Annotated in this window: 18 protein-coding genes; 17 read left to right on the plus strand and 1 reads right to left on the minus strand. The window is 70.7% G+C overall.

Translation table 11 applies throughout. The features are described 5' to 3' along the window. Window positions 1-213: 213 nt before the first annotated feature. A complete protein-coding gene (locus tag AC07EQ_RS39400; RefSeq protein WP_478392910.1) occupies window positions 214-747 on the plus strand; it encodes a hypothetical protein in 534 nt (177 codons plus the stop codon). A 478-nt stretch (window positions 748-1,225) separates the two neighbouring features. Here the strand turns inward: AC07EQ_RS39400 and AC07EQ_RS39405 are convergent, their stop codons facing one another. After that, window positions 1,226-2,269, minus strand: a complete 1,044-nt coding sequence (locus AC07EQ_RS39405) for a hypothetical protein (RefSeq protein ID WP_132483583.1) — start codon at window positions 2,267-2,269, stop codon at window positions 1,226-1,228. Between the two features lie 519 nt (window positions 2,270-2,788). Here AC07EQ_RS39405 and aspS point away from each other — a divergent pair. The 16 genes from aspS to AC07EQ_RS39485 all read left to right on the plus strand — a co-directional run bounded on the left by aspS (window position 2,789) and on the right by AC07EQ_RS39485 (window position 20,032). Further along, the gene (aspS, locus tag AC07EQ_RS39410; protein ID WP_478392911.1) at window positions 2,789-4,609 is read left to right on the plus strand and encodes an aspartate--tRNA ligase; all 1,821 of its coding nucleotides are present in this window, start codon (window positions 2,789-2,791) and stop codon (window positions 4,607-4,609) included. Window positions 4,610-4,630: 21 nt separating this feature from the next. Continuing rightward, window positions 4,631-5,572 (plus strand): DUF389 domain-containing protein, encoded by a 942-nt coding sequence (locus AC07EQ_RS39415; protein WP_478392912.1) that lies wholly within the window; start codon window positions 4,631-4,633, stop codon window positions 5,570-5,572. A 207-nt stretch (window positions 5,573-5,779) separates the two neighbouring features. Beyond that, window positions 5,780-6,991 (plus strand): hypothetical protein, encoded by a 1,212-nt coding sequence (locus tag AC07EQ_RS39420; RefSeq protein ID WP_478392913.1) that lies wholly within the window; start codon window positions 5,780-5,782, stop codon window positions 6,989-6,991. A gap of 90 nt (window positions 6,992-7,081) precedes the next feature. Then, window positions 7,082-7,804: a GNAT family N-acetyltransferase gene (locus AC07EQ_RS39425; protein ID WP_478392914.1), complete on the plus strand. Its 723-nt coding sequence runs from the start codon at window positions 7,082-7,084 to the stop codon at window positions 7,802-7,804. A 339-nt stretch (window positions 7,805-8,143) separates the two neighbouring features. Then, window positions 8,144-8,518: a hypothetical protein gene (locus tag AC07EQ_RS39430; RefSeq protein ID WP_478392915.1), complete on the plus strand. Its 375-nt coding sequence runs from the start codon at window positions 8,144-8,146 to the stop codon at window positions 8,516-8,518. Between the two features lie 47 nt (window positions 8,519-8,565). After that, the gene (locus tag AC07EQ_RS39435) at window positions 8,566-9,162 is read left to right on the plus strand and encodes a carbonic anhydrase (protein ID WP_478392916.1); all 597 of its coding nucleotides are present in this window, start codon (window positions 8,566-8,568) and stop codon (window positions 9,160-9,162) included. Window positions 9,163-9,472: 310 nt separating this feature from the next. Beyond that, window positions 9,473-10,987 (plus strand): SulP family inorganic anion transporter, encoded by a 1,515-nt coding sequence (locus AC07EQ_RS39440; protein WP_478392917.1) that lies wholly within the window; start codon window positions 9,473-9,475, stop codon window positions 10,985-10,987. A 74-nt stretch (window positions 10,988-11,061) separates the two neighbouring features. Continuing rightward, window positions 11,062-12,417 (plus strand): replication-associated recombination protein A, encoded by a 1,356-nt coding sequence (locus AC07EQ_RS39445; RefSeq protein WP_478392918.1) that lies wholly within the window; start codon window positions 11,062-11,064, stop codon window positions 12,415-12,417. A 202-nt stretch (window positions 12,418-12,619) separates the two neighbouring features. Continuing rightward, the gene (locus AC07EQ_RS39450) at window positions 12,620-12,805 is read left to right on the plus strand and encodes a hypothetical protein (protein WP_478392919.1); all 186 of its coding nucleotides are present in this window, start codon (window positions 12,620-12,622) and stop codon (window positions 12,803-12,805) included. 57 nt (window positions 12,806-12,862) lie between these two features. After that, a complete protein-coding gene (locus AC07EQ_RS39455; RefSeq protein WP_478392920.1) occupies window positions 12,863-13,828 on the plus strand; it encodes a 2-hydroxyacid dehydrogenase in 966 nt (321 codons plus the stop codon). Window positions 13,829-14,057: 229 nt separating this feature from the next. Continuing rightward, window positions 14,058-14,465 carry a DUF948 domain-containing protein gene (locus AC07EQ_RS39460; RefSeq protein WP_010311092.1) on the plus strand — a complete coding sequence of 136 codons (408 nt, stop codon included), beginning with the start codon at window positions 14,058-14,060 and terminating at the stop codon, window positions 14,463-14,465. Next, window positions 14,462-14,776, plus strand: coding sequence for a hypothetical protein (locus tag AC07EQ_RS39465; RefSeq protein ID WP_132493841.1), 315 nt, complete (start codon window positions 14,462-14,464; stop codon window positions 14,774-14,776). Before AC07EQ_RS39460 ends, AC07EQ_RS39465 begins: the two co-directional genes overlap by 4 nt. A gap of 76 nt (window positions 14,777-14,852) precedes the next feature. Then, the gene (gene alaS, locus AC07EQ_RS39470; protein ID WP_478392921.1) at window positions 14,853-17,525 is read left to right on the plus strand and encodes an alanine--tRNA ligase; all 2,673 of its coding nucleotides are present in this window, start codon (window positions 14,853-14,855) and stop codon (window positions 17,523-17,525) included. Beyond that, complete coding sequence (gene ruvX, locus AC07EQ_RS39475; RefSeq protein ID WP_452617472.1) at window positions 17,522-17,992, plus strand: Holliday junction resolvase RuvX; 471 nt, start codon at window positions 17,522-17,524, stop codon at window positions 17,990-17,992. The genes alaS and ruvX overlap by 4 nt, the downstream gene beginning before the upstream one ends. Continuing rightward, window positions 17,989-19,191, plus strand: coding sequence for an endolytic transglycosylase MltG (gene mltG, locus AC07EQ_RS39480; RefSeq protein WP_478392922.1), 1,203 nt, complete (start codon window positions 17,989-17,991; stop codon window positions 19,189-19,191). Before ruvX ends, mltG begins: the two co-directional genes overlap by 4 nt. Continuing rightward, on the plus strand, window positions 19,178-20,032 hold the full coding sequence (locus tag AC07EQ_RS39485) for a shikimate dehydrogenase (protein ID WP_478392923.1): 855 nt from the start codon (window positions 19,178-19,180) through the stop codon (window positions 20,030-20,032). The genes mltG and AC07EQ_RS39485 overlap by 14 nt, the downstream gene beginning before the upstream one ends. Window positions 20,033-20,307: the final 275 nt, after the last annotated feature.

A 20,307-nucleotide genomic window follows, 5' to 3' on the forward strand; every position in this document is an offset into this window, starting at 1 on the left:
TTCCGCGCCCGGGGACCTCCTTGCCGCGATGCGGCTCATGGCCGCGGTCGGCCAGCCGTTCCGCGTGATCCTGACCCTCCAGGCACCCGCGATGCCCGTTCGAGCAGTGGAACCGAAGTGGTGATCGTTTTTGCCGACTGCTGACAACCGCCGCGGTCCCGGCACGTCTGTCTGATCGAAGAGTCGGAAACAACCCGGTTGCAGGAGAAACAAATGCGCAAGATCAGCCGTATGGCCGCTCTGATCCCCGGCGGGCTGCTGGCCGCAGTGGTGCTCGTGAGCGGGTGCACGTCCCCGGCCGGGCAGTCGGCATCGCCCCCGCCCGCACCGGCGGCAGGTGCCGCGAGTGCCGGGAGTACTGCCAACTCCGCGACGGGCGCCGGGACAGATGTCATGGCCCCGAACATGCACACCGTCGACATTGCCGTCGATCTGGAGTTCGCCGAGAACAACGGGAGCCGGATGGTCTCCTACGTCGAAGGCAAGTGGGACGACTCCTCCATGGGGGCACCCCACCCGGTCAGCGCAGGCGGACCCCGCCTGGTGGCCGCACTCGCCCCGGATGCCCAGTTGCTCAGCCCGTTCGAAGGCGCCACACCGATCGACTCGCCCCAGCTCGACTCGGAGGGGCTGGGGGTAGTGCCGATCACCTTGGACGACTTCATCCAGCAGAACAACCAGTCGGCCAAGATCTGGCTCGATGAGAGCGGCCAGGTCGCCAAGATCGCCGCGCGTTACCAGCCCTGACCCGGACCCGTCGCGGCGAGCTCGTGCCGCCCCGCGCCGGGAAGAGCGCGAGCTGATCACCCTGATCGCCAGGCGGTGCCTGCACGTAAGCCGACCGGGTCGTGACCAGTGCCCCGGTGCCCGACGAGGTCAGCTGAGGCCGGAAGCGCGTATCGCGGCTTTCTCTGGCGGTCGGCGTTCCGCGACGCCGGGGCCGGTGCCGCCCGGTCCGTCGCCGAGGAGGAGCGAGTGCGTCAGCTCAGCCTGTTGTGAGCCCCGTAGGCGACGATCGGGGAGTCGTTCCGGGAAATGCATATCATTTTCGATTGGGATAGGACAATGTTAAGGAAAACGATTTCTGACAGTCTGGAAACTTCGCCGTTCGTTTCGGGTTGTAAAAGCCGCCGATGATGTTGATAATTCGGTCGCGCCTCGGCGCGCCCGCCGATTCATGGTTACCTACCGTGCTGGAAGGCGATCGGCGCTTCCCCGGATCGGGTCAACGTGTCGTGGTACGCGAAGAGGTGCTGGAACCCAGCTGCTCCTCGGGCTGCCATCGAACGCCGAAGACGCCCATGCCGAAGTCCAGCGCCACCGCGTGCGTGCGGCCGAACCGGTCGACGGTCAGCGGCTTCGGGGGCTCCACCTCCTGCGTGGTGGAGTCGCCGACGTAGCTCTCGCACCGGGTCGGCGGGTGCGCCGGATCGAACTGCAGCTCCACCACGTACTGGCGCACGGGCAGCCGGAACAGCCGGCAGAAGCTGTGCTCGGCCTCGTTCGGGCCGGTCGGCGGGTCGATGATCTCGTACTCCAGCAGCAGCGTCTCGCCGCGCGCCAAGGCCCGGTCGAACAGCAGCTCCGCCACCACCAGATCGCGGGCGTGGTCGGTGAGGACCTGACCTAACCGGCAGGACCGGATCGGCCGGATTATCGGGGGCGTTTCGCCGGAGGAGGCGCCGTCGAACATGATCACCCAGCGGTCGACGCCGTTGGTCTCGGCCCGGACCAGCTTGCGGGTGCGGATCTTGCGCAGCTCGCCGCGCTGGTCGACGTGCACGACGTCGTGGTGGCTCAGCCTGGCGAGCTTGCTGTCGTGGCTGGTGTCGATCTTGGTGAGAAGCTCGGCGGCGGACTCGTTCTCCGACCAGAGCGCGCTCAGCGGCGGCGCCTCGGCGGGGGCCTGCCGGGTGCGGCCGCGCGGGCGCGGCGGGCCGAGCAGGGCCGACAGCGAGCTCTCCGGCACGCCGAGCACCTGCTCCAGCTGCTGCAGGGCGAGCAGCGAGTCGGGGCGCTCGGGACGCCGGCGGCCGGACTGCCAGTAACTCAGCGCGGTGATGCTGACCGGGGTGCCGCGGGCGCGCAGTCGGTGCTGGATGCGTTCCAGGCTCAGCCGGCTGGCCCGGATCGCGGTGCGCAGGGCGGCCTCGAACGGGCCGGTTCGGAGCAGTTCGGAGAGTTCGGCAGACAAAGCGTTCGCTCCTTGCTGCGTGCCGCGGACGGCCGGGTGGGTGGCCGGGCGAGCCTCGGTTTTCGGGCCGGTCATCGTTACTCCTCGTGTCCGCCGAATTCCGAACTTACGCTAATCAGTGGGGTCTACGTTGCGCAACGACCGAGTTCAGGTAGGCGTCTACGACTAAAGGAGGAACTTGGGTGTGCTTAAGGCGGGAATCAACTCCTTCATCGCTTCGTGGACGCCTGGCAATGCCGCTGCGTGATCGTCGGTCGCGCCTCGAATCAGTTGAATTGTGGACCAGCTGCGGCAAAATTGGTATCGACCATTTGGTGTCGCTCCGGCGAACGGGCGAACCAAGGGGCGTGAGCAGGCGGCCGGGTGGGGGAGGTCGCGGCCGGGAGGTGCGGTCACGCTCCGCGGCGGCGGCCGGACGCGCGGCACCTGCGCGATGCGCTCCCAGGTTCGTTGGCTAGCCTTAATGTCTTGCGTCCCAGCTGCTGAACACCGTGATCGACAGACGTCCTGCCGATCGGGAGCGGCGAGGATCGCCGACAGCTACACCGTCCATACCGTCAAGCGCTGAACAGCGGAAGAAGGAGCTCAGTACCCGTGATGCGCACGCACGAGGCCGGATCGCTTCGCTCCGGTCATGCCGGGCAGACCGTCACCCTCGCCGGGTGGGTGGCGCGCCGTCGCGATCACGGCGGGGTCATCTTCATCGATCTGCGCGACGCCTCGGGCGTCGCACAGGTCGTCTTCCGCGAAGGCGAGATGGCCGAGCGCGCCCACCGGCTGCGCGCCGAGTTCTGCGTCCGGGTCACCGGCGAGGTCATCCGCCGCCCGGCGGGCAACGAGAACCCGGAGATCGCGACCGGCGAGATCGAGATGACCGCCACCGAGCTGGAGGTCCTGTCCGAGGCCGCGCCGCTGCCGTTCCCGCTGGACGAGCACCTGGAGGTCGGCGAGGAGGTCCGGCTCAAGCACCGCTACCTGGACCTGCGGCGCGCCGAGCCGACCCGGATCATGCGGATGCGCAGCGACGTCAACCGGATCGCCCGGGACGTGCTGCACGGTCGCGACTTCGTCGAGGTCGAGACGCCGACGATGACCCGATCGACGCCGGAGGGCGCCCGGGACTTCCTCATCCCGGCCCGCCTGCAGCCCGGCAACTGGTACGCGCTGCCGCAGTCGCCGCAGCTGTTCAAGCAGCTGCTGATGGTCGGCGGCCTGGAGCGCTACTTCCAGATCGCGCGCTGCTACCGCGACGAGGACTTCCGCGCCGACCGGCAGCCGGAGTTCACGCAGCTCGACATCGAGATGAGCTTCGTCGAGCAGGACGACGTGATCGAGCTCGGCGAGGCGCTCCTGACCGCGCTGTGGGGCAAGCTGGCCGACCACGAGATCCCGCGCCCGATCCCGCGGATGACCTACGCCGATGCGATGGCCAAGTACGGCACGGACAAGCCGGACCTGCGCTTCGGCCTCGAACTCACCGAGATGACCGAGTACTTCAAGGACACCACGTTCCGGGTGTTCCAGGCGCCCTACGTCGGGGCGGTCGTGATGCCCGGCGGCGCCGACCAGCCGCGGCGGCAGCTCGACGCCTGGCAGGACTGGGCCAAGCAGCGCGGGCACAAGGGCCTCGCGTACGTGCTCATCGGGGCCGACGGCACGCTGTCCGGCCCGGTTGCGAAGAACCTGTCCGACGCGGAGCGCGAAGGGCTCGCCAAGGCGGTCGGGGCCTCCCCGGGCGACTGCGTGTTCTTCGCGGCCGGTCCGCGCTCGGCGGCCCGCGGCCTGCTGGGCGCGGCGCGGCTGGAGATCGGTGAGCGCTGCGGCCTGATCGACCACGACGCCTGGTCGTTCGTCTGGGTCGTCGACGCCCCGATGTTCGAGCCGGTGGACGAGACCGACGACGTCGCGGTCGGCACCGGTCGGTGGACGGCGGTGCACCACCCGTTCACCTCGCCGAACGCCGACTGGATCGACACCTTCGACCAGGACCCGGAACACGCGCTGGCCTGGGCGTACGACATCGTCTGCAACGGCAACGAGATCGGCGGCGGCTCGATCCGTATCCACCGCTCCGAGATCCAGGAGCGGGTGTTCGAGCTGCTCGGCATCTCGCAGGACCAGGCGCAGGACAAGTTCGGCTTCCTGCTCGACGCGTTCAAGTTCGGCCCGCCGCCGCACGGCGGCATCGCCTTCGGCTGGGACCGGATCTGCATGCTGCTCGCCGGCGCCGACTCGCTGCGCGATGTCATCGCCTTCCCGAAGAGCGGCGGCGGGTTCGACCCGCTGACCGGCGCGCCGTCGCCGATCACCATCGAGCAGCGCAAGGAGGCCGGGATCGACGCCAAGGCCGCGGCGCAGGTCGGGGACCAGAGCATCTCGGTGTTCCCGCCCGGCGTGGTGGAGAAGCAGGGCTGACCGGAGCGCGGCGGGCACGACGTGCTGCACCTGCGGGTCATCTGTCCGGCCGAGCACACCGATCGGGTGCTCGCCGATGCCCGGTCGCACCCGGGCACGGCGCACCTGGTCGTCGTGCGCGGCGGCGCGCTCGATCCGGCGGGTGATCTCGTCGAGTTCGACGTGGCCCGCGAGGCCGCCGACGACGTGCTCGCCGCGATCGGCGCTTCCGAGCTGGCGGCGGTCGGGGCGGTGACCATCTCCGAGGCGGGCACCATGCTGTCGCAGCGCGCCGAGCGGGCGGAGGAGGCGGCTCCCGGCGATGGCGACGACGCGGTGGTCTGGGACGAGCTGATCGCCCGCACCGGCGAGGAATGCCGGCTGAACGCCACGTTCCTGGCGTTCCTCTCCATCGCGTGCGTGCTGGCGGCGGTCGGCGTGGTCACCGATTCGCCGGTGACGATCGTCGGCGCGATGGTGGTCGGCCCCGAGTTCGGGCCGCTGGCCGCCATCGCCGTCGGGCTGGTGTCCCGCCGCTGGCTGCTGGTGCGCCGCGCGTCGGCGGCGCTCGCGGTGGGCTTCCCGGTGGCGATGGTGGTGACCGCGGCGGCCGCGCTGCTCGGCGAGTGGACGGGCCTGATCGACCGGCTCACTCTGCCCGCCGTCAGCCAGGTTGCGTTCGTGTACCAGGTCGGCTGGTCGTCGCTCATCGTGTCGTTGCTGGCCGGTGCGGCCGGGATGCTGTCGCTGACCTCGGCCAAGTCGGCGGTGCTGGTCGGCGTGTTCATCTCGGTCACGACGGTGCCCGCCGCCGGCTATGCGGTGGTGGCGGCGACGCTCGGCGACTGGGCGCAATGCTTCGGCTCGGTCGCGCAGCTCGTGGTCAACCTGGTGGGCATCGTCGTGTCGGCGGCCGCGGTGCTCGTGTTGCGGCGCAGGCGGGCCGGCCTGGCCGACCGGGTGCCGACGCGGGAAATGCGGTGAAGAAGCCCAATCTTCGCCGCCGTGCAACGCCGCCGCAGCTTTGTTCCGTCAGCGTCTAGGGGGCGACTGACGTCCGGCGGATCGTCGAGAGTGGGAGCGTGTTGTGCCCAGGTGAACACGCTGCGATTACGGGTGTTGACCGGTTGTGTGTCACTTGACCGGTAATGCCCTATCAGGTTCATGTTGTGGGGGTAGTGTCTGGAGACGATGAGCGTGGAGATCACCACCGGTCCCCCGGAGGTTCGCGTCCCGGTCAGCGCCGAGGCGACCGATACCGTAGGGACCGCGGAAGCCGTGCTGAGCAAGCGGACCGGAGCAACGGTCCGGCTTGCCGATGCGGAGGATCTCGGCGGCAGCGACCGCTCCGTCGTGATGCGGGTCCGGATCGCCGAATCGCCGTTCGAGCTGCCCCGCACCGTCGTGGTCAAGCACTACGGCGAGTGCCCGGAGGAAGCCCGGTCTGACCCGTTCGCGCACGAGGCGGCGAGCTGCCAGCTCACCACCGCGCTGCCGCCCGAGGCCCGGATCGGCCCCGAACTCATCGCGCACGACGCTGCCGAACGCCTGCTGGTGCTGGAGGACCTGGGCCGCGGCTCCACCCTGGCCGACGTGCTGTTCGCCGACGATCCGCGGATGGCGGAGCGGGCACTGCTGGCGTGGGCGCGGGCGCTGGGCCGCCTGCACAGCACCACGGCGGGGTGCGAGGCGGACTTCGACGCGCTGATGCGCCGGCTGGGCGCGAGGTCGTGGACCGATCCGGTCGCCGACGACATCACGCGATCGGTGGGCGAGCTGCCGGAGCTGCTGTCGCAGACCCTCGGCGTGGACACCCCGCCGCGCATGGTCGAGCGGTTGACCGGCGCCTCCGAACTGCTGGAGTCGAGCCGGTACCGGTCGTTCAGCCCGTCGGACATCTGCCCGGACAACAGCCTCGTGACGGGCAGCGGCGTGCGGTTCATGGACTTCGAGTGGGGCTGCGTGCGCGACGTCGCGATGGACGCCGCCTACCTGCAGTACCCGTTCCCGTCGTCGTGGTGCTCCTACGCGCTGCCGGACAACCTGGCGGAGAGCATGTTGTCGACGTGGCGTTCGGAGATCGTCGAGGTCTGGCCGGAGCTGGACGACGACGAGGTGCTGATGCCTCGGCTGTTCAACGCCCAGCTGCTGTGGGTGTGGGTGTCGACCTGGTGGTTCCTGCCGCGGACCGGCGAGACCGACCGGCCGATCGACCTGCACATGCCTTCGCCGCGCCGCAGCACGGCGCTGGTGGACCGGTGGCGGCACCTGCGCTCGGACGCGGAGAAGGCCGACATGGCCGACATCGCGGAGTTCGCGGACCGGGTGATCGACGCGCTGGTGGACCGCTTCGGGGCCGGCGCGCTGCACCTGCAGCCGTACCCGGCGTTCCGCACCGCGTAGACACACCGGCCGAAAGCCGTTGAGGGACCACCCGTCCCGTGGTTGGATGCATATACGAGTTTTTGCATGGTATGCATCGGGAGGCGTGGCGTGAGTTCCGTCGAGTCGGAGATCGAGCGGGCCGCCGTCGCCACCTGGCCCGCTTCGACGGTCGAGCACGCCGACGGCTGGGTGCTGAGGCACTGCGGGCTGCTGAACCGCAAGCGCTCGAACTCGGCGCTGCCGCCGGAGGTCGTGCCGGACCCCGATGCCGCGGTCGAACGCGTGGAGAAGTTCTACGCGGCGCGGGAGGCGGCGCCGATCGTGCAGGTCAGCCCACTGGACCGGCACGCCGAGCTGGATGCGTTCCTGGCCGGCCGGGGCTATCGCGTGGTCGGCCGCACGTCGGCCATGTTCGCCGACTGCGATCGGGTGCTCCGCGCGCCGCAGGGCTTCGAGGTGCGGCTGGAGCCCGGCCCGCAGCCGTCCTGGCTCGTCGCCGCCGAGGCGGTGGGCCGCAAGCCGGAACCGAGCCTGGATCGCATCTCGCAGCCGGTGCGGTTCGCCATCGCGCTGCGCGACGGCCTCCCGATCGGCGTCGGGACGTTCGCCGTCTCGTCGGGCTGGTGCGGGATCTACGGCATGGCCACGAGTCCCGACTGGCGGCGTCGCGGCGTCGCCGGCGCGATCCTGCGCGCGGGCGCGCGGTGGGCATCCGGTGCGGGGGCGACGCGGCTGTTCCTCCAGGTGGAGGACGACAATCCCGGAGCGCGGTCGTGCTACGAAGCGCTGGGTTTCATCCCCTCGCACGGCTACCACTATCGGGTCCGCTAAGCTTTCCTGTTTCCGGCGCGTTGCGTGGGCGAGTATATTTCAGGTTTCAAGCTGACTCGATGCGGTAATTCTGATCACATCTCGAGTACTTTGCGTAGTGAACATCGTTTACGCAACGCAGTGACGGGCCTCCTGTCCACCCGGCATACGGGTGAACTACCAGGCCGAACCGAGTTGTATTAGAACATCTTCATCTGTTTCCCGGTCGACTCCACCGGATCTGCGACTTGCGCATCCACCGCTGTTGTCGGATACCTTGAGTTCAGCGTTTCGCTACTTTCCCCCGCTACCGTCGATGCCGCCGGATGGGGATCGGCTGCTCTATTACGGGAGGCATTCGTGCGCGGCAAGGCGTGGCAGATCACGAGGGCGGGCCTGTTCCTGCTCTTCGCGGTCCTGCTCGCCGTGCTGGGTCCGCTGAGTGCCGAAGCCGGCCCGCAACTGCGCACCGGACCTGCGGAAACGAAGTCCGAGACCAGTGAGCACAGGGATAGCGAGAAGCTGCGCGAAAGGATGCCGGGAATCGCGCTGCACCGGCGCAGCGTCGAACGGCGGGAAGACCGCCGCCCACTGTTGCCGCGCAGCTTGCAGGGCATCCCGCGCGTCGAGAATCAGGTGGCGGCCGAGCAGCTCCCAAATGCTGGGAGCAAACCGCACCCTGCATATGCCAAGCTCAAACATTCGCCCGCCACGCTCCAGGTCATCCGCCACTGATCGGCGGCTCGCGACGTATTCCGAGCCGACGACCAGGAGAGACGACAATGAGCTTCGAACATTTCGTGCGACACGCTCGGCGACACCCGAGCATGCTTTCCGCTGACCGCCGCCGGCAGCTCGCCGCAGGTCAGAAACCGGCCGCGCTGTTCATCGGTTGCTCCGATTCGCGGGTGGTCCCATCGCAGATCACCGGTGCCGAGCCGGGCAATCTGTTCGAACTGCGGACCGCGGGCAATGTGGTCCCGAAATACGCGCCGGATTCGGCGTCCAGCGAAATGGCCACCATCGAGTACGCCGTGCTGCAGCTGCGCGTGCCGGAGATCATCGTCTGCGGGCACTCGCACTGCGGTGCCGTGACGGCGTTGACCCTGGCCGGGCGCGGCCTGGAAGAGCTGCCGGCACTGCGGGGCTGGCTCGGCACCGACGGCCTGAACGGCGTCGAGCCGGACGATCCGAGCGTGCGCGCCGAGAGCAAGCGGCACATCCACGCGCAGCTGCAGACGCTGCGCGAATACCCGTTCATCCAGGACCGGATCGCCGCCGGCGAGCTGCGGTTGCACGGCTGGTTCTACGAGATCGACACCGGCCTCGTCTTCGCCTGCCCGCAGACGCTGGAAGAAACCGACTTCCTGCCGCTCTAAGACTGTTTCCGGACTCGGCCTGCTTGGCGGTGCGGGTGGCGGCCCCCTGCGGGAATTACGGTCGCCTTCTCGCTGTGGGCCCCCGACATCATGAATGCCAATTCACCACGTCGGGGCTGTCCTCGCTGGGAGAACCCCGGAGGGGTGGGCACCGTGAACCCGCGGCGGTGCGAGCTGAGTCCCGCACCGCAAGCGGCTGCCGCCGCTTACAGAAGCTGGCCCTAACACCGCCCACCGGGTCGACGCCCGCACCGCCAGGTGCGCGGCGCGATACCCGTTTCCCGCATTTCGACCTGCCCTGGAGGGCATCGTGATATCTCGACTCGAAACGCCTCGCCCGGCGCGCCGGAGGCTCGGCGCGCCGCGCTGGCCGAAGGCCACCTTCGGCGCCGACCTGGGGGCCTCGCTGGTGGTGTTCCTGGTGGCGGTGCCGCTGTGCGTCGGCGTGGCCGTCGCCTCCGGCGTTCCCGCCGAACTGGGCATCGTCACCGGCATCATCGGTGGGCTCGTGGTCGGTCTGCTGCCAGGCAGCACGATGCAGGTGAGCGGCCCCGCCGCGGGCCTGACGGTGCTGGTGGCCTCGGCGGTGGACCAGCACGGGCTGGCCGCGCTCGGCGTGATCGTGCTCGGCGCCGGCGTGGTGCAGATCGTGCTCGGGCTGAGCAGGCTCGGCACCTGGTTCCGCGCCATCTCGCCGTCGGTGGTGCAGGGGATGCTCGCCGGCATCGGGCTGGTGCTCATCCTCGGCCAGATCTACCCGGTGGGCGGGCTCGCGCAGCCCGAGTCCACCTGGGCGAAGTTCGCCGAGATCCCGGACCTGCTGATCGCGGCGACGACCACCGCGGAGGGCATCGGCGGCCTCGTGCTCGCCGTGCTTGCCCTGGGGATCATGAGCGGCTGGAAGAAGATGCCCGCGCGGCTGCGGCTCGTGCCCGGCGCGCTGATCGCCGTCGTGGCCACCAGCGCGCTGGCGGTGATCTTCGCGATGCCGGTGCACAAGGTCGAGGTCGGCTCGCTGCTCGCGGCGCTGAACATGCCGACCGCCGAGGCATGGGGCGGGCTCATGACGCCCGCCGTGCTCGGCTCGATCCTGACGTTCGCGCTGATCGCCTCGGCGGAAAGCCTGTTCAGCGCCGCCGCCGTGGACCGCATGCACGACGCCCCGAAGACCCAGTACAACAAGGAGCTCGTCGCGCAGGGCGCGGGCAACGCGCTCTGCGGTCTGCTCGGGGCGTTGCCGATGACCGCGGTGATCGTGCGTAGCGCCACGAACGTGCAGGCCGGCGCCAAGACCAAGCTCTCCCGCGTGCTGCACGGGTTCTGGCTGCTGCTGTTCGTGGTGCTGCTGCCGGGCGTGCTGGCCTTCATCCCGACGGCGGTGCTCGCGGCGCTGCTGATCCAGGCCGGCTGGAAGCTGCTGGAGCTGCGGCAGGTCGTCGCGCTGGTTCGGGAGCACCGCTCCGAGGCGTTCGTGCTGGTGCTGACCGCGGGCATGATCGTGGCCACGGACCTGCTGATCGGCACGCTGACCGGACTCGCGGTCGCCATCGTCAAGACCGCGATCGAGGTGTCCCGGCTGTCGGTGCGCGCCGAGCACGGCGACGAGCACGTGCGGGTCGAACTGGGGGGCAACGCGACGTTCCTGCGGCTGCCGCGGCTGCTGGACCACCTCGAACAGCTGCCGACGGGCAAGCACGTGCACTTGGACCTGACGATGGTCCGGCACCTCGACCGCGCTTGCCACCAGGCCGTCGAGCACTGGGCGGCGCAGCGCCGCCGCGGCGACTGCACCGTCGAGGTGGCGCTCCCCGCCCGCGTGGGCTGAGCGCAGCCGGTGACAGGATCGCGCCGCGCCTCCTGGCAGGTGGAGTGGTCGGTGGTGCCCGGTAGCGTCGGGGTGTGAGCGAGGGCTTGTTCGACGAAGGGCTGTTCGGCGCCGACACCGAGATGCGCGCGGGCGAGAAGCTGGCCGAGAACGCGCCGTTGGCGGTGCGGATGCGGCCCCGCTCGCTGGACGAGGTCGTGGGCCAGCAGCACCTGCTGGGGGCCGGGGCCCCGCTGCGTCGCCTGGTGGAAGGTGCGGCGCCGGCATCGGTGCTGCTCTACGGGCCGCCGGGCACCGGCAAGACCACGCTCGCCAACCTCGTCTCGCTGGCCACCGGCCGCCGGTTCGCGGCGCTTTCCGCGCTGTCCTCCGGCGTCAAGGAGGTGCGCGCGGTCATCGAGGAGGCGCGTCGTCGGCTCGGCCGCTCGGGCGAGGCGACGGTGCTCTTCATCGACGAGGTGCACCGGTTTTCCAAGACCCAGCAGGACGCGCTGCTGGGCGCGGTCGAGGACCGCACCGTGCTGCTGGTGGCGGCCACCACGGAGAATCCCCACTTCTCCGTGGTGGCCCCGCTGCTGTCGCGGTCGCTGGTGCTGCAGCTGCGCAGTCTGGAGGAAGACGACATCCGGACGCTGCTGCGCCGGGCGGTCGGCGAGGAGCGCGGCCTGGGCAGGACCTTGCGCTTGGAGGAGGACGCCGAGGCGCACTTGGTCGCGCTCGCCGGTGGCGACGCGCGGCGGGCGCTGACCGCGCTCGAAGCGGCGGCGGAGTCGGCGACCTCGACCGGCGCGGACGCCATCGACCTGGCGACGGTCGAGGCCACCGTGAACCGCGCCGCGGTGCTCTACGACCGGGGCGGCGACCAGCACTACGACGTGGCGAGCGCGTTCATCAAGTCCATCCGCGGGTCCGATGTGGACGCCGCGCTGCACTACCTGGCCCGGATGGTGGAGGCGGGGGAGGACCCGCGGTTCATCGCCCGGCGGCTCGTCGTGCACGCCAGCGAGGACATCGGCATGGCCGACCCGACCGCGCTGCAGGCCGCCGTCGCGGCGGCGCACGCGGTGCAGTTCATCGGGATGCCCGAGGGGCGGATCGCGTTGGCGCAGGCCACGATCCACCTCGCCACCGCGCCGAAGTCGAACGCGGTGATCACGGCCATCGACGAGGCGCTGGGCGACGTCCGGGCGGGCAAGGCCGGCCCGGTGCCGCCGCACCTGCGCGACGGCCATTACGCCGGGGCGGAGAAGCTCGGCAACGCCAAGGGCTACCAGTACCCGCACAGCAAGCCGGAAGGCGTGCTCGCCCAGCAGTACCCGCCCCGCGAGCTGGTGGGCCGCGACTACTACCAGCCGACCGGCCGCGGCGCGGAGCGCACGCTCAGCGACCGGGTCCCGAAGCTCCGCAGCATCATCCGCGGCGAGGACTGAGCCGGCGGCTCGCGGTTTCAATAAGGTTTTTCCAGCCTCGTTTTGGGTGGCGGTGCGGGTGGCGGAACCTCAGAGGCTTCCTGGACTGTGGGTGCCCCTCCTGATGTATGTCCAATACACGGCGGAGGGGCCGTCCTGCCGGGAGAACCCCGGAGGGGTGGGCACGGTGAACCCGCGGCGGTGCGAGTGTCATAGGTGGGCTATGCGCCTGCGGCGCATGCGACATCTCATCGGGGTGCGGCTTTGCGGTCCGCGGCTGCGGGCCGATCAGGATGAAAACGCTCAGTTGAAACTCGGCCTGCTGGACACCTGGCCCACGCCGTGGGGTCCGCGGTTTCAATTGAAACTGCGAGCGGGGACCGTGGGGATGGTGGCGGTCGACCGGTGAGGCCGGGGTGGAGCGGCAGGTAGATTCCGGCGGGGTTCTCGTCGCGAGGAGGTCGTTGTGGACAAGCGGATCGTGGTCAGCCGGGTTGTTCCGGAGTCCGCGCTGGACGTGCTGCGCGAGGTCGGCGACGTGCACGTCTGCCCGCAGGACCGGCCACTGACCGCGCCCGAGCTGCGCGAGGCGGTGCGCGGCGCGCACGCGCTCGTCACGATGCTGCACGACAAGGTCGACGCCGAGCTGGTCGACGCCGCCGGCCCGCAGCTGGAAGTGGTCGCCAACGTGGCGGTCGGCTACGACAACGTCGACGTCCCGGCCGTGACCGGGCGCGGCGTCACCGTCACCAACACGCCCGGCGTGCTCGTCGACGCGACCGCCGACCTGACCATCGGGCTGCTGCTGATGGCTACCCGGCGGCTCGGCGAGGGCGAACGGCTGCTGAGGTCGCGCCGGCCGTGGACCTTCCACCTCGGCTTCATGCTCGGCGCCGGGTTGCAGGGCAAGACGCTCGGCATCGTCGGGCTCGGCGACATCGGGCAGGCCGTGGCGCGGCGGGCCCGCGCGTTCGGGATGGACATCGCCTACACAGGACGGCGTCGTGTCGCCGCGGACGTGGAGGCCGAACTCGACGCCCGCTTCCTGGCCAAGGACGAGCTGCTGCGCACCGCCGACGTGGTGTCCCTGCACTGCCCGCTGACCGAGCAGACCCGGCACCTCATCGACGAGGCGGCGCTCGCGGCCATGAAGCCGACCGCGTTCCTGATCAACACCAGTCGCGGCCCGGTGGTCGACGAGGGCGCGCTGGCGAAGGCCCTCCACGAGCAGCGGATCGGCGGCGCGGCCCTCGACGTCTTCGAGCGCGAGCCCGAGGTGGAGCCAGCGCTGCTCGACCTCGACAACGTCGTGGTGGTGCCGCACCTGGGATCGGCGACCACCGAGACGCGAACCGCCATGGCCGAGCTCGCCGCCCGCAACGCCGCCGCGGTCCTCGCCGGCCGGGAACCGCTCAACCCGGTCCGCTCGTAACACGATCGGTTCGAGATGCGCGCCCTTCGCCGAATTGTTCGGTGAAGGGCGCCGCTCGTTTCGCCGCTCGGAGCCCCGGTCCGGTGGGCGCGGTGCCCGGCGGTGCCCGTCGGCGGGCCGGGCCGACCGGGTGCGGGAGTGAGGATCGGGGCCGGTAACCTGACGCACGATCAACGGACCGGGCCGAGAGCTCGGTCCTACCGAATGACGTGGACATACGGGAGGGCACGTGACGCCCACGCAGATCGCCGCGCTGATCGCCGCCGGAGCGTTCGTGCTGCTGGTCGTGCTGCTGGCGATCCCGCTGATCAAGCTCGGCCGCACGCTGGACGAGGCGACCATCGCGATCCGCAAGGCGCACGAGAACTCCGATCCGCTGTTCACCGGGGCGAACTCGACCATCACGCACGTCAACACCCAGCTGGAGCGCGTCGACGGGATCACCGCCAACGCCAAGACGATCAGCGGCAACGTCTCGGCGTTGTCTTCGCTGTTCACGGCTACACTGGGTGGCCCGTTGGTGAAGACGGCGGCGTTCTCCTACGGGGTCAGCAAGGCGCTGCGGGCCCGCCGGAAGCGGCGGCAGGAGCCCGCTGGCCGGCACTTCCGCCGCAAGGGCAAAGGGGGGCGCAAGTGAGGCGCCTGTTCTGGTTCGGCGCCGGCGTCGCGGCCGGGGTCGCGGTGGCGCGCAAGCTCAACGAGACCGCCCGCAAGGCGACTCCGAGCGGCATGGCCGAGCAGCTGGGCGGCGCGGTCCGGGAGCTGGCCGGAGCCGTCGGCTCGTTCGGCGCCGAGGTACGCGCGGGAATGCAGGAGCGGGAGCAGGAACTGCACGACGTCGTCGAGCGCGGCAGCGTCGTCGACACGGTGCAGTTCCGCCGGATCGACGCCCCGATCGCCGACGAGGGCGCGGCAGGCGGCCGGCGAGCTCGCCGGGCGGGCCGCTGACGCCGGCGCCGAAGCGCCGCCAGCCGTCCGCCGGTACCCCAAGCCGTCTCCGTCACCCGAGTTCCGAGGACCCACCGTGCAGACCCACGAGATCAACAACCGGTTCACCGAACACTTCCGCGGCCGCGGCCACACCGTGGTGCCCAGCGCGTCGCTGATCCTGGACGACCCGACGCTGCTGTTCGTCAACGCCGGGATGGTGCAGTTCAAGCCCTACTTCCTGGGTGAGGCGCCGGCCCCGTACCCGCGGGCCACCAGCATCCAGAAGTGCGTGCGCACCGGCGACATCGACGAGGTCGGCAAGACGACCCGGCACAACACGTTCTTCCAGATGGCGGGCAACTTCTCCTTCGGCGACTACTTCAAAGAAGGCGCCATGGAGTACGCCTGGGAGCTGCTCACCAAGTCCCAGGCCGACGGCGGCTACGGCTTCGACCCGGAGCGGCTGTGGGTGACCGTCTACGAGAAGGACGACGAGGCGGCCCAGCTGTGGCAGAAGGTCGCCGGCGTGCCCGCCGAGCGGATCCAGACCCGCGACGGCAAGGACAACTACTGGGACATGGGCGTGCCCGGTCCCGGCGGCCCGTGCTCGGAGATCTACTACGACCGCGGCCCGAAGTACGGCCGCGAGGGCGGCCCGGTCGCCGACGAGGACCGCTACATCGAGATCTGGAACCTGGTGTTCATGCAGGACATCAGGGGTGAGCAGTCGCCGAAGCTGGGGCACCCGCCGATCGGCACGCTGCCGACCAAGAACATCGACACCGGCATGGGCGTCGAGCGGGTGGCGTGCCTGCTGCAGGGCGTGGAGAACGTCTACGAGACCGACCTGGTCCGCCCGGTGATCGCCAAGGCCGAGGAGCTCTCCGGCCGCCGCTACGGCGCGAACCACGAGGACGACGTGCGGTTCCGCGTCATCGCCGACCACGCCCGCTCCGGCGTGATGCTGGTCGGCGACGGCGTCACCCCCGGCAACGAGGCCCGCGGCTACGTGCTGCGGCGGCTGCTGCGCCGGATCATCCGCTCCACCCGCCTGCTGGGCGTGCAGGAGCCGGTGCTCGGCGAGTTCAGCAAGATCGTGCGCGACGCGATGGCGCCGAGCTACCCGGAGCTGGTCACCGAGTTCGACCGCATCGACTCGGTGATGCGCAACGAGGAAGACGCCTTCCTGACCACCCTGACGGCGGGCTCGAAGATCTTCGACGTCGCGGTGGCCGAGACCAAGAAGGCCGGCGGCGTGCAGCTGGCCGGCGAGCAGGCCTTCCAGCTGCACGACACCTACGGCTTCCCGATCGACCTGACGCTGGAGATGGCCTCCGAGCAGGGCCTGACCGTCGACGAGCAGGGCTTCCGGAACCTGATGGCCGAGCAGCGCCGCCGGGCCAAGGAGGACGCCAAGGCGCGCAAGACCGGCCACGGCGACCTCTCGACCTACCGGACGCTGCTGGACCAGCACGGCACCACCGAGTTCATCGGCTACACCGACCTGCAGTCGCACAGCCGGGTGCTGGGCCTGCTGGTCGACGGGCAGCCGGCGAAGTCCGCCGCCGCGGGCACCGAGGTCGAGCTGGTCCTGGACCGCACCCCGTTCTACGCCGAGGGCGGTGGCCAGATCGCCGACACCGGCCGGCTGGTCGGTCCCGGTGTGGCCGTCGAGGTGCACGACGTGCAGCGCGCGGTCCCGGGCCTGTTCGTGCACCGCGCCAAGGTCGTCGAGGGCGAGCTCGGCGTGGACACCGCGCTGGAGGCCGCCGTCGACGTCGCGCGGCGCCACGCGATCGAGCGGTCGCACTCCGCCACCCACCTCGTGCACGCGGCGGTGCGCAGCGCCTACGGCAAGCGCGCCGCGCAGGCCGGTTCGCTGAACTCGCCCGGCCGGATGCGCTTCGACTTCACCGCCCCGTCCGCGGTGTCGACCGCCGTCCTCACCGGCGTCGAGGAAGAGGTCAACGACTACCTGCAGAGCGACGTCGAGGTGCAGGCCTACACCACGACGATGGACCGGGCCATGGAGCTCGGCGCCGTCGCGCTGTTCGGCGAGAAGTACGGCGACCAGGTCCGCGTCGTCGACATGGGCGACTACTCCCGCGAGCTGTGCGGCGGCACCCACGTGCCGAGCATCGCCCGCCTCGGCGTGGTCAAGCTGATCGCCGACTCCTCCGTGGGTTCCGGCGTGCACCGCGTCGAAGCGCTGGTCGGCATGGACGCGATGCGTCACATCAGCAAGGAGCACCTGCTGGTCAGCCAGCTCGCCGAGCAGTTCAAGGTGCCGGCCGACGAGCTGCCGGAGCGCATCCAGGGCGTGGTGTCCCGGCTGCGCAGCGCGGAGAAGGAGCTGCACCAGCTGCGCATCGCGCAGGTCCTGCAGTCCGCGGGGGAGCTCGCCGACAAGGGCACCGACGTGCACGGCGTGACGCTGGTGGCCGAGCAGGTGCCGGACGGCGTGGACGGCAACGCGCTGCGTGCGCTGGCCGGTGAGATCCGCGGCCGGCTCGGCTCCCGCCCGTCCGTGGTGGCGCTGTTCTCCGCCGAAGAGGGCAAGGTCAGCTTCGTGGTCGGCGTCAACGACGCCGCGCGGGACAAGGGCGTCGCGGCGGGCAAGCTGGTGCCCGGCTTCGCGGCCGAGGTCGGCGGGCGCGGCGGCGGCAAGCCGGACATGGCGCAGGGCGGCGGCACGAACCCCGCCGGCATCACCGCGGCCATCGCGGCGCTGCGCACGGCCCTGGACCAGGTGGTGGCTGGCGGGTGACCGAACACCGGCAGGCGGACCCCGGACCGGGGCGTCGGCTCGGCGTCGACGTGGGTGCGGTCCGGGTCGGTGTCGCGCTCAGCGACCCCGCCCCGATGCTGGCGACCCCGCTGGTCACCCTGCGGCGGGATGCCGACGGCAACACCGATCTCGCGCAGCTGGCCGAGCTCGTCGCCGAACACGAGGTGGTGGAAGTCGTGGTCGGCCTGCCCAAGACGCTGGCAGGCCGGCACGGAACCGCGGCGGAGACGGCGCAGTCCTACGGGGCGGCGCTCGCGGAGCGGATCGCGCCGGTGCCGGTGCGGTTCGCCGACGAGCGGCTGACCACCGTGACGGCCAGCCGGATGCTGTCGCAACGCGGGGTGCGGGGGAAGAAGCAGCGAGCCGTGGTCGACCAGGCGGCCGCGGTGGAGATCTTGCAGGCGTTCCTGGACAGTCGGGGGAAGACACGAGAGGACCTTTCGTGACCGACGATCTCGGATTGTTCGCGGATGAGCCCGACGAGCGGCAACGACGCGCCCCCGACCCGGAGCGGTTCCGCCGTCGCAAGCGGCGCCGCCTGGTGACCGCGTTGGCCAGCCTGTTCGTGCTGGTGCTGGTCGGTTTCGGCGTGCTGTACGCCACCAGCCAGCTGATGCAGATCGGTTCCTACGAGGACTACGCGGGCGAAGGCGCCGGTGACGTCGTCATCGAGATCAAGGCCGGTGAGACCGTCAGCGCCATCGGCCGCAACCTCGCCGAGAAGGACGTGGTGGCCAGCACCAAGGCGTTCACCAAGGCCGCCGAGCCCAACCGGCAGATCAACAGCATCCAGCCGGGCTACTACCTGATGCGCAACAAGATGTCCGGCGAGGCCGCCGTGGCGCACATCCTGTCGCCGGCGGCGAAGGTCGGCCGGGTGGACATCCGCGCCGGCATGCGGCTGGAGGACCAGCTGGCGCCCGACAACGGTCACACGCCGGGCGTCCTGACCAAGCTCGCCGAAGCCACCTGCGCCGGGGCCAACCCCAACTGCATCACCTCCGAGGAGATGCACCGGGTCGCCGCGACCGCCGACCTGGCGTCGCTCGGCGTGCCGCAGTGGGCGATCGCCGACGCCTCCAAGGCCGAGCCGAAGCGCCGGCTGGAGGGCCTGATCATGCCCGGCCTCTACGACGTGAAGCCCGGCGAGACCGCGGAGAACGTGCTGCGCGACGTGGTCACCCGGTCCGCGGCGGCGCTCGAGGTCGCCGGACTGCCGAAGGCCGCCGAGGGCAGCCGCTACAGCCCGTACGAGCTGCTCAAGATCGCGTCGCTGGTGCAGAGCGAAGGCATCACCAAGGACTTCGGGCAGATCTCGCGGGTGATCCACAACCGGCTCGCGCCGCCCGCGATGCACCTCGGGCTGGACTCCACGATCAACTACCCGCTGGACAAGCCGTCGCTGCTGACCAGGCCGGAGGACCGGGAACTGCCGGGCGCGTACAACACGTACAAGAACTACGGCCTGCCGCCGACGCCGATCTCGGCGGTCAGCAAGGAAGCGGTCCACGCGGCGGAAACGCCCGCCGACGGCACCTGGAAGTACTTCGTCAAGTGCTACCCGGACGGCACCTCCTGCTTCGCCAACACGCCGCAGGAGCACCAGGCCTACATCGACGAGGCGCGGGCCCGTGGCGCGTTCTGAGCCGCGGCGGGCAGCGGTGCTCGGTTCACCGATCGAGCACTCGCTGTCCCCGGTGCTGCACGGCGCCGCCTATGCCGCGCTCGGCCTGGACGGCTGGACCTACGAGCGGGTGGAGGCCGACGCCGACCGGCTCGTCGAGTTCGTCGCCGGGCTGGGCCCCGAGTGGGCCGGGCTGTCGGTGACCATGCCCGGCAAGCGAGCGGCGCTGGGCGTCGCGAGCGAGGTCAGCGAGCGGGCGGCGGCGGTCGGAGCGGCGAACACCCTGGTGCACCGGCCCGACGGCAACTGGGCCGCGGACTGCACCGACGTCGACGGAGTCGTCGGGGCGCTGCGCAGCGCGGGCGGATTCACCACCGGCCACCGCGGGCTGGTCCTGGGAGCCGGCGGCACCGCCGCCGCGGCCCTGGCCGCGCTCGCGGAGCTCGGGCTGAGCGAAGCGACGCTCGCGGTGCGCGAGCCCGCGCGAGCGCGCGACGCGGCCGAGACCGCGGAGCGGGTCGGGCTGCGGGTGCGCGTGGAGCGGCTGGACCGCGTCGCGCTCGCGGACGCCGCGGCAGCGGCGGACGTCGTGGTGTCGACGCTCCCGGCAGGGGCGTTGGACGCGCAAGCGGCGGAGCTGGCGAAGGCCGCGTGCGTGCTGGACGTCGTCTACCACCCGTGGCCGACGCCGCTGGCCGCCGCGGTCACCGCGGCCGGCGGGCGGATCGCCACCGGGCTGGACATGCTGCTGCACCAGGCCTTCGGGCAGGTCGAGCAGTTCACCGGGCGCCCGGCGCCTCGCGAGGCCATGCGAGATGCCCTCGCCGCCGCCACCGGCGGCGAACTCCCGCTCCCGCTCTGACCGCGAGTCCAATGAGGTTTTCCAACCTCGTTGTGCCTGGCGGTGCGGGTTGCGGAACCTCAGAGGCTCCCTGGACCCCGGGTGCCCACCCTGATGCATGCCATATTCGATTTCCATTGAAATTGCGTGAGTTGTCCACAGGTGTCGGTGTGTCGTGCCCTGACACGCCGACGGGACGCAATTTCCATTGAGCCTTTTTCATCCTGGTCTGTGCAGGTGAGGGGCCGGGTGGGCGTGTCGTTGCGGGGGAAATAGTGAAGCTCCTGGTAGATGGA

The sequence above is a fragment of the Saccharopolyspora sp. NPDC045839 genome (assembly GCF_056431645.1).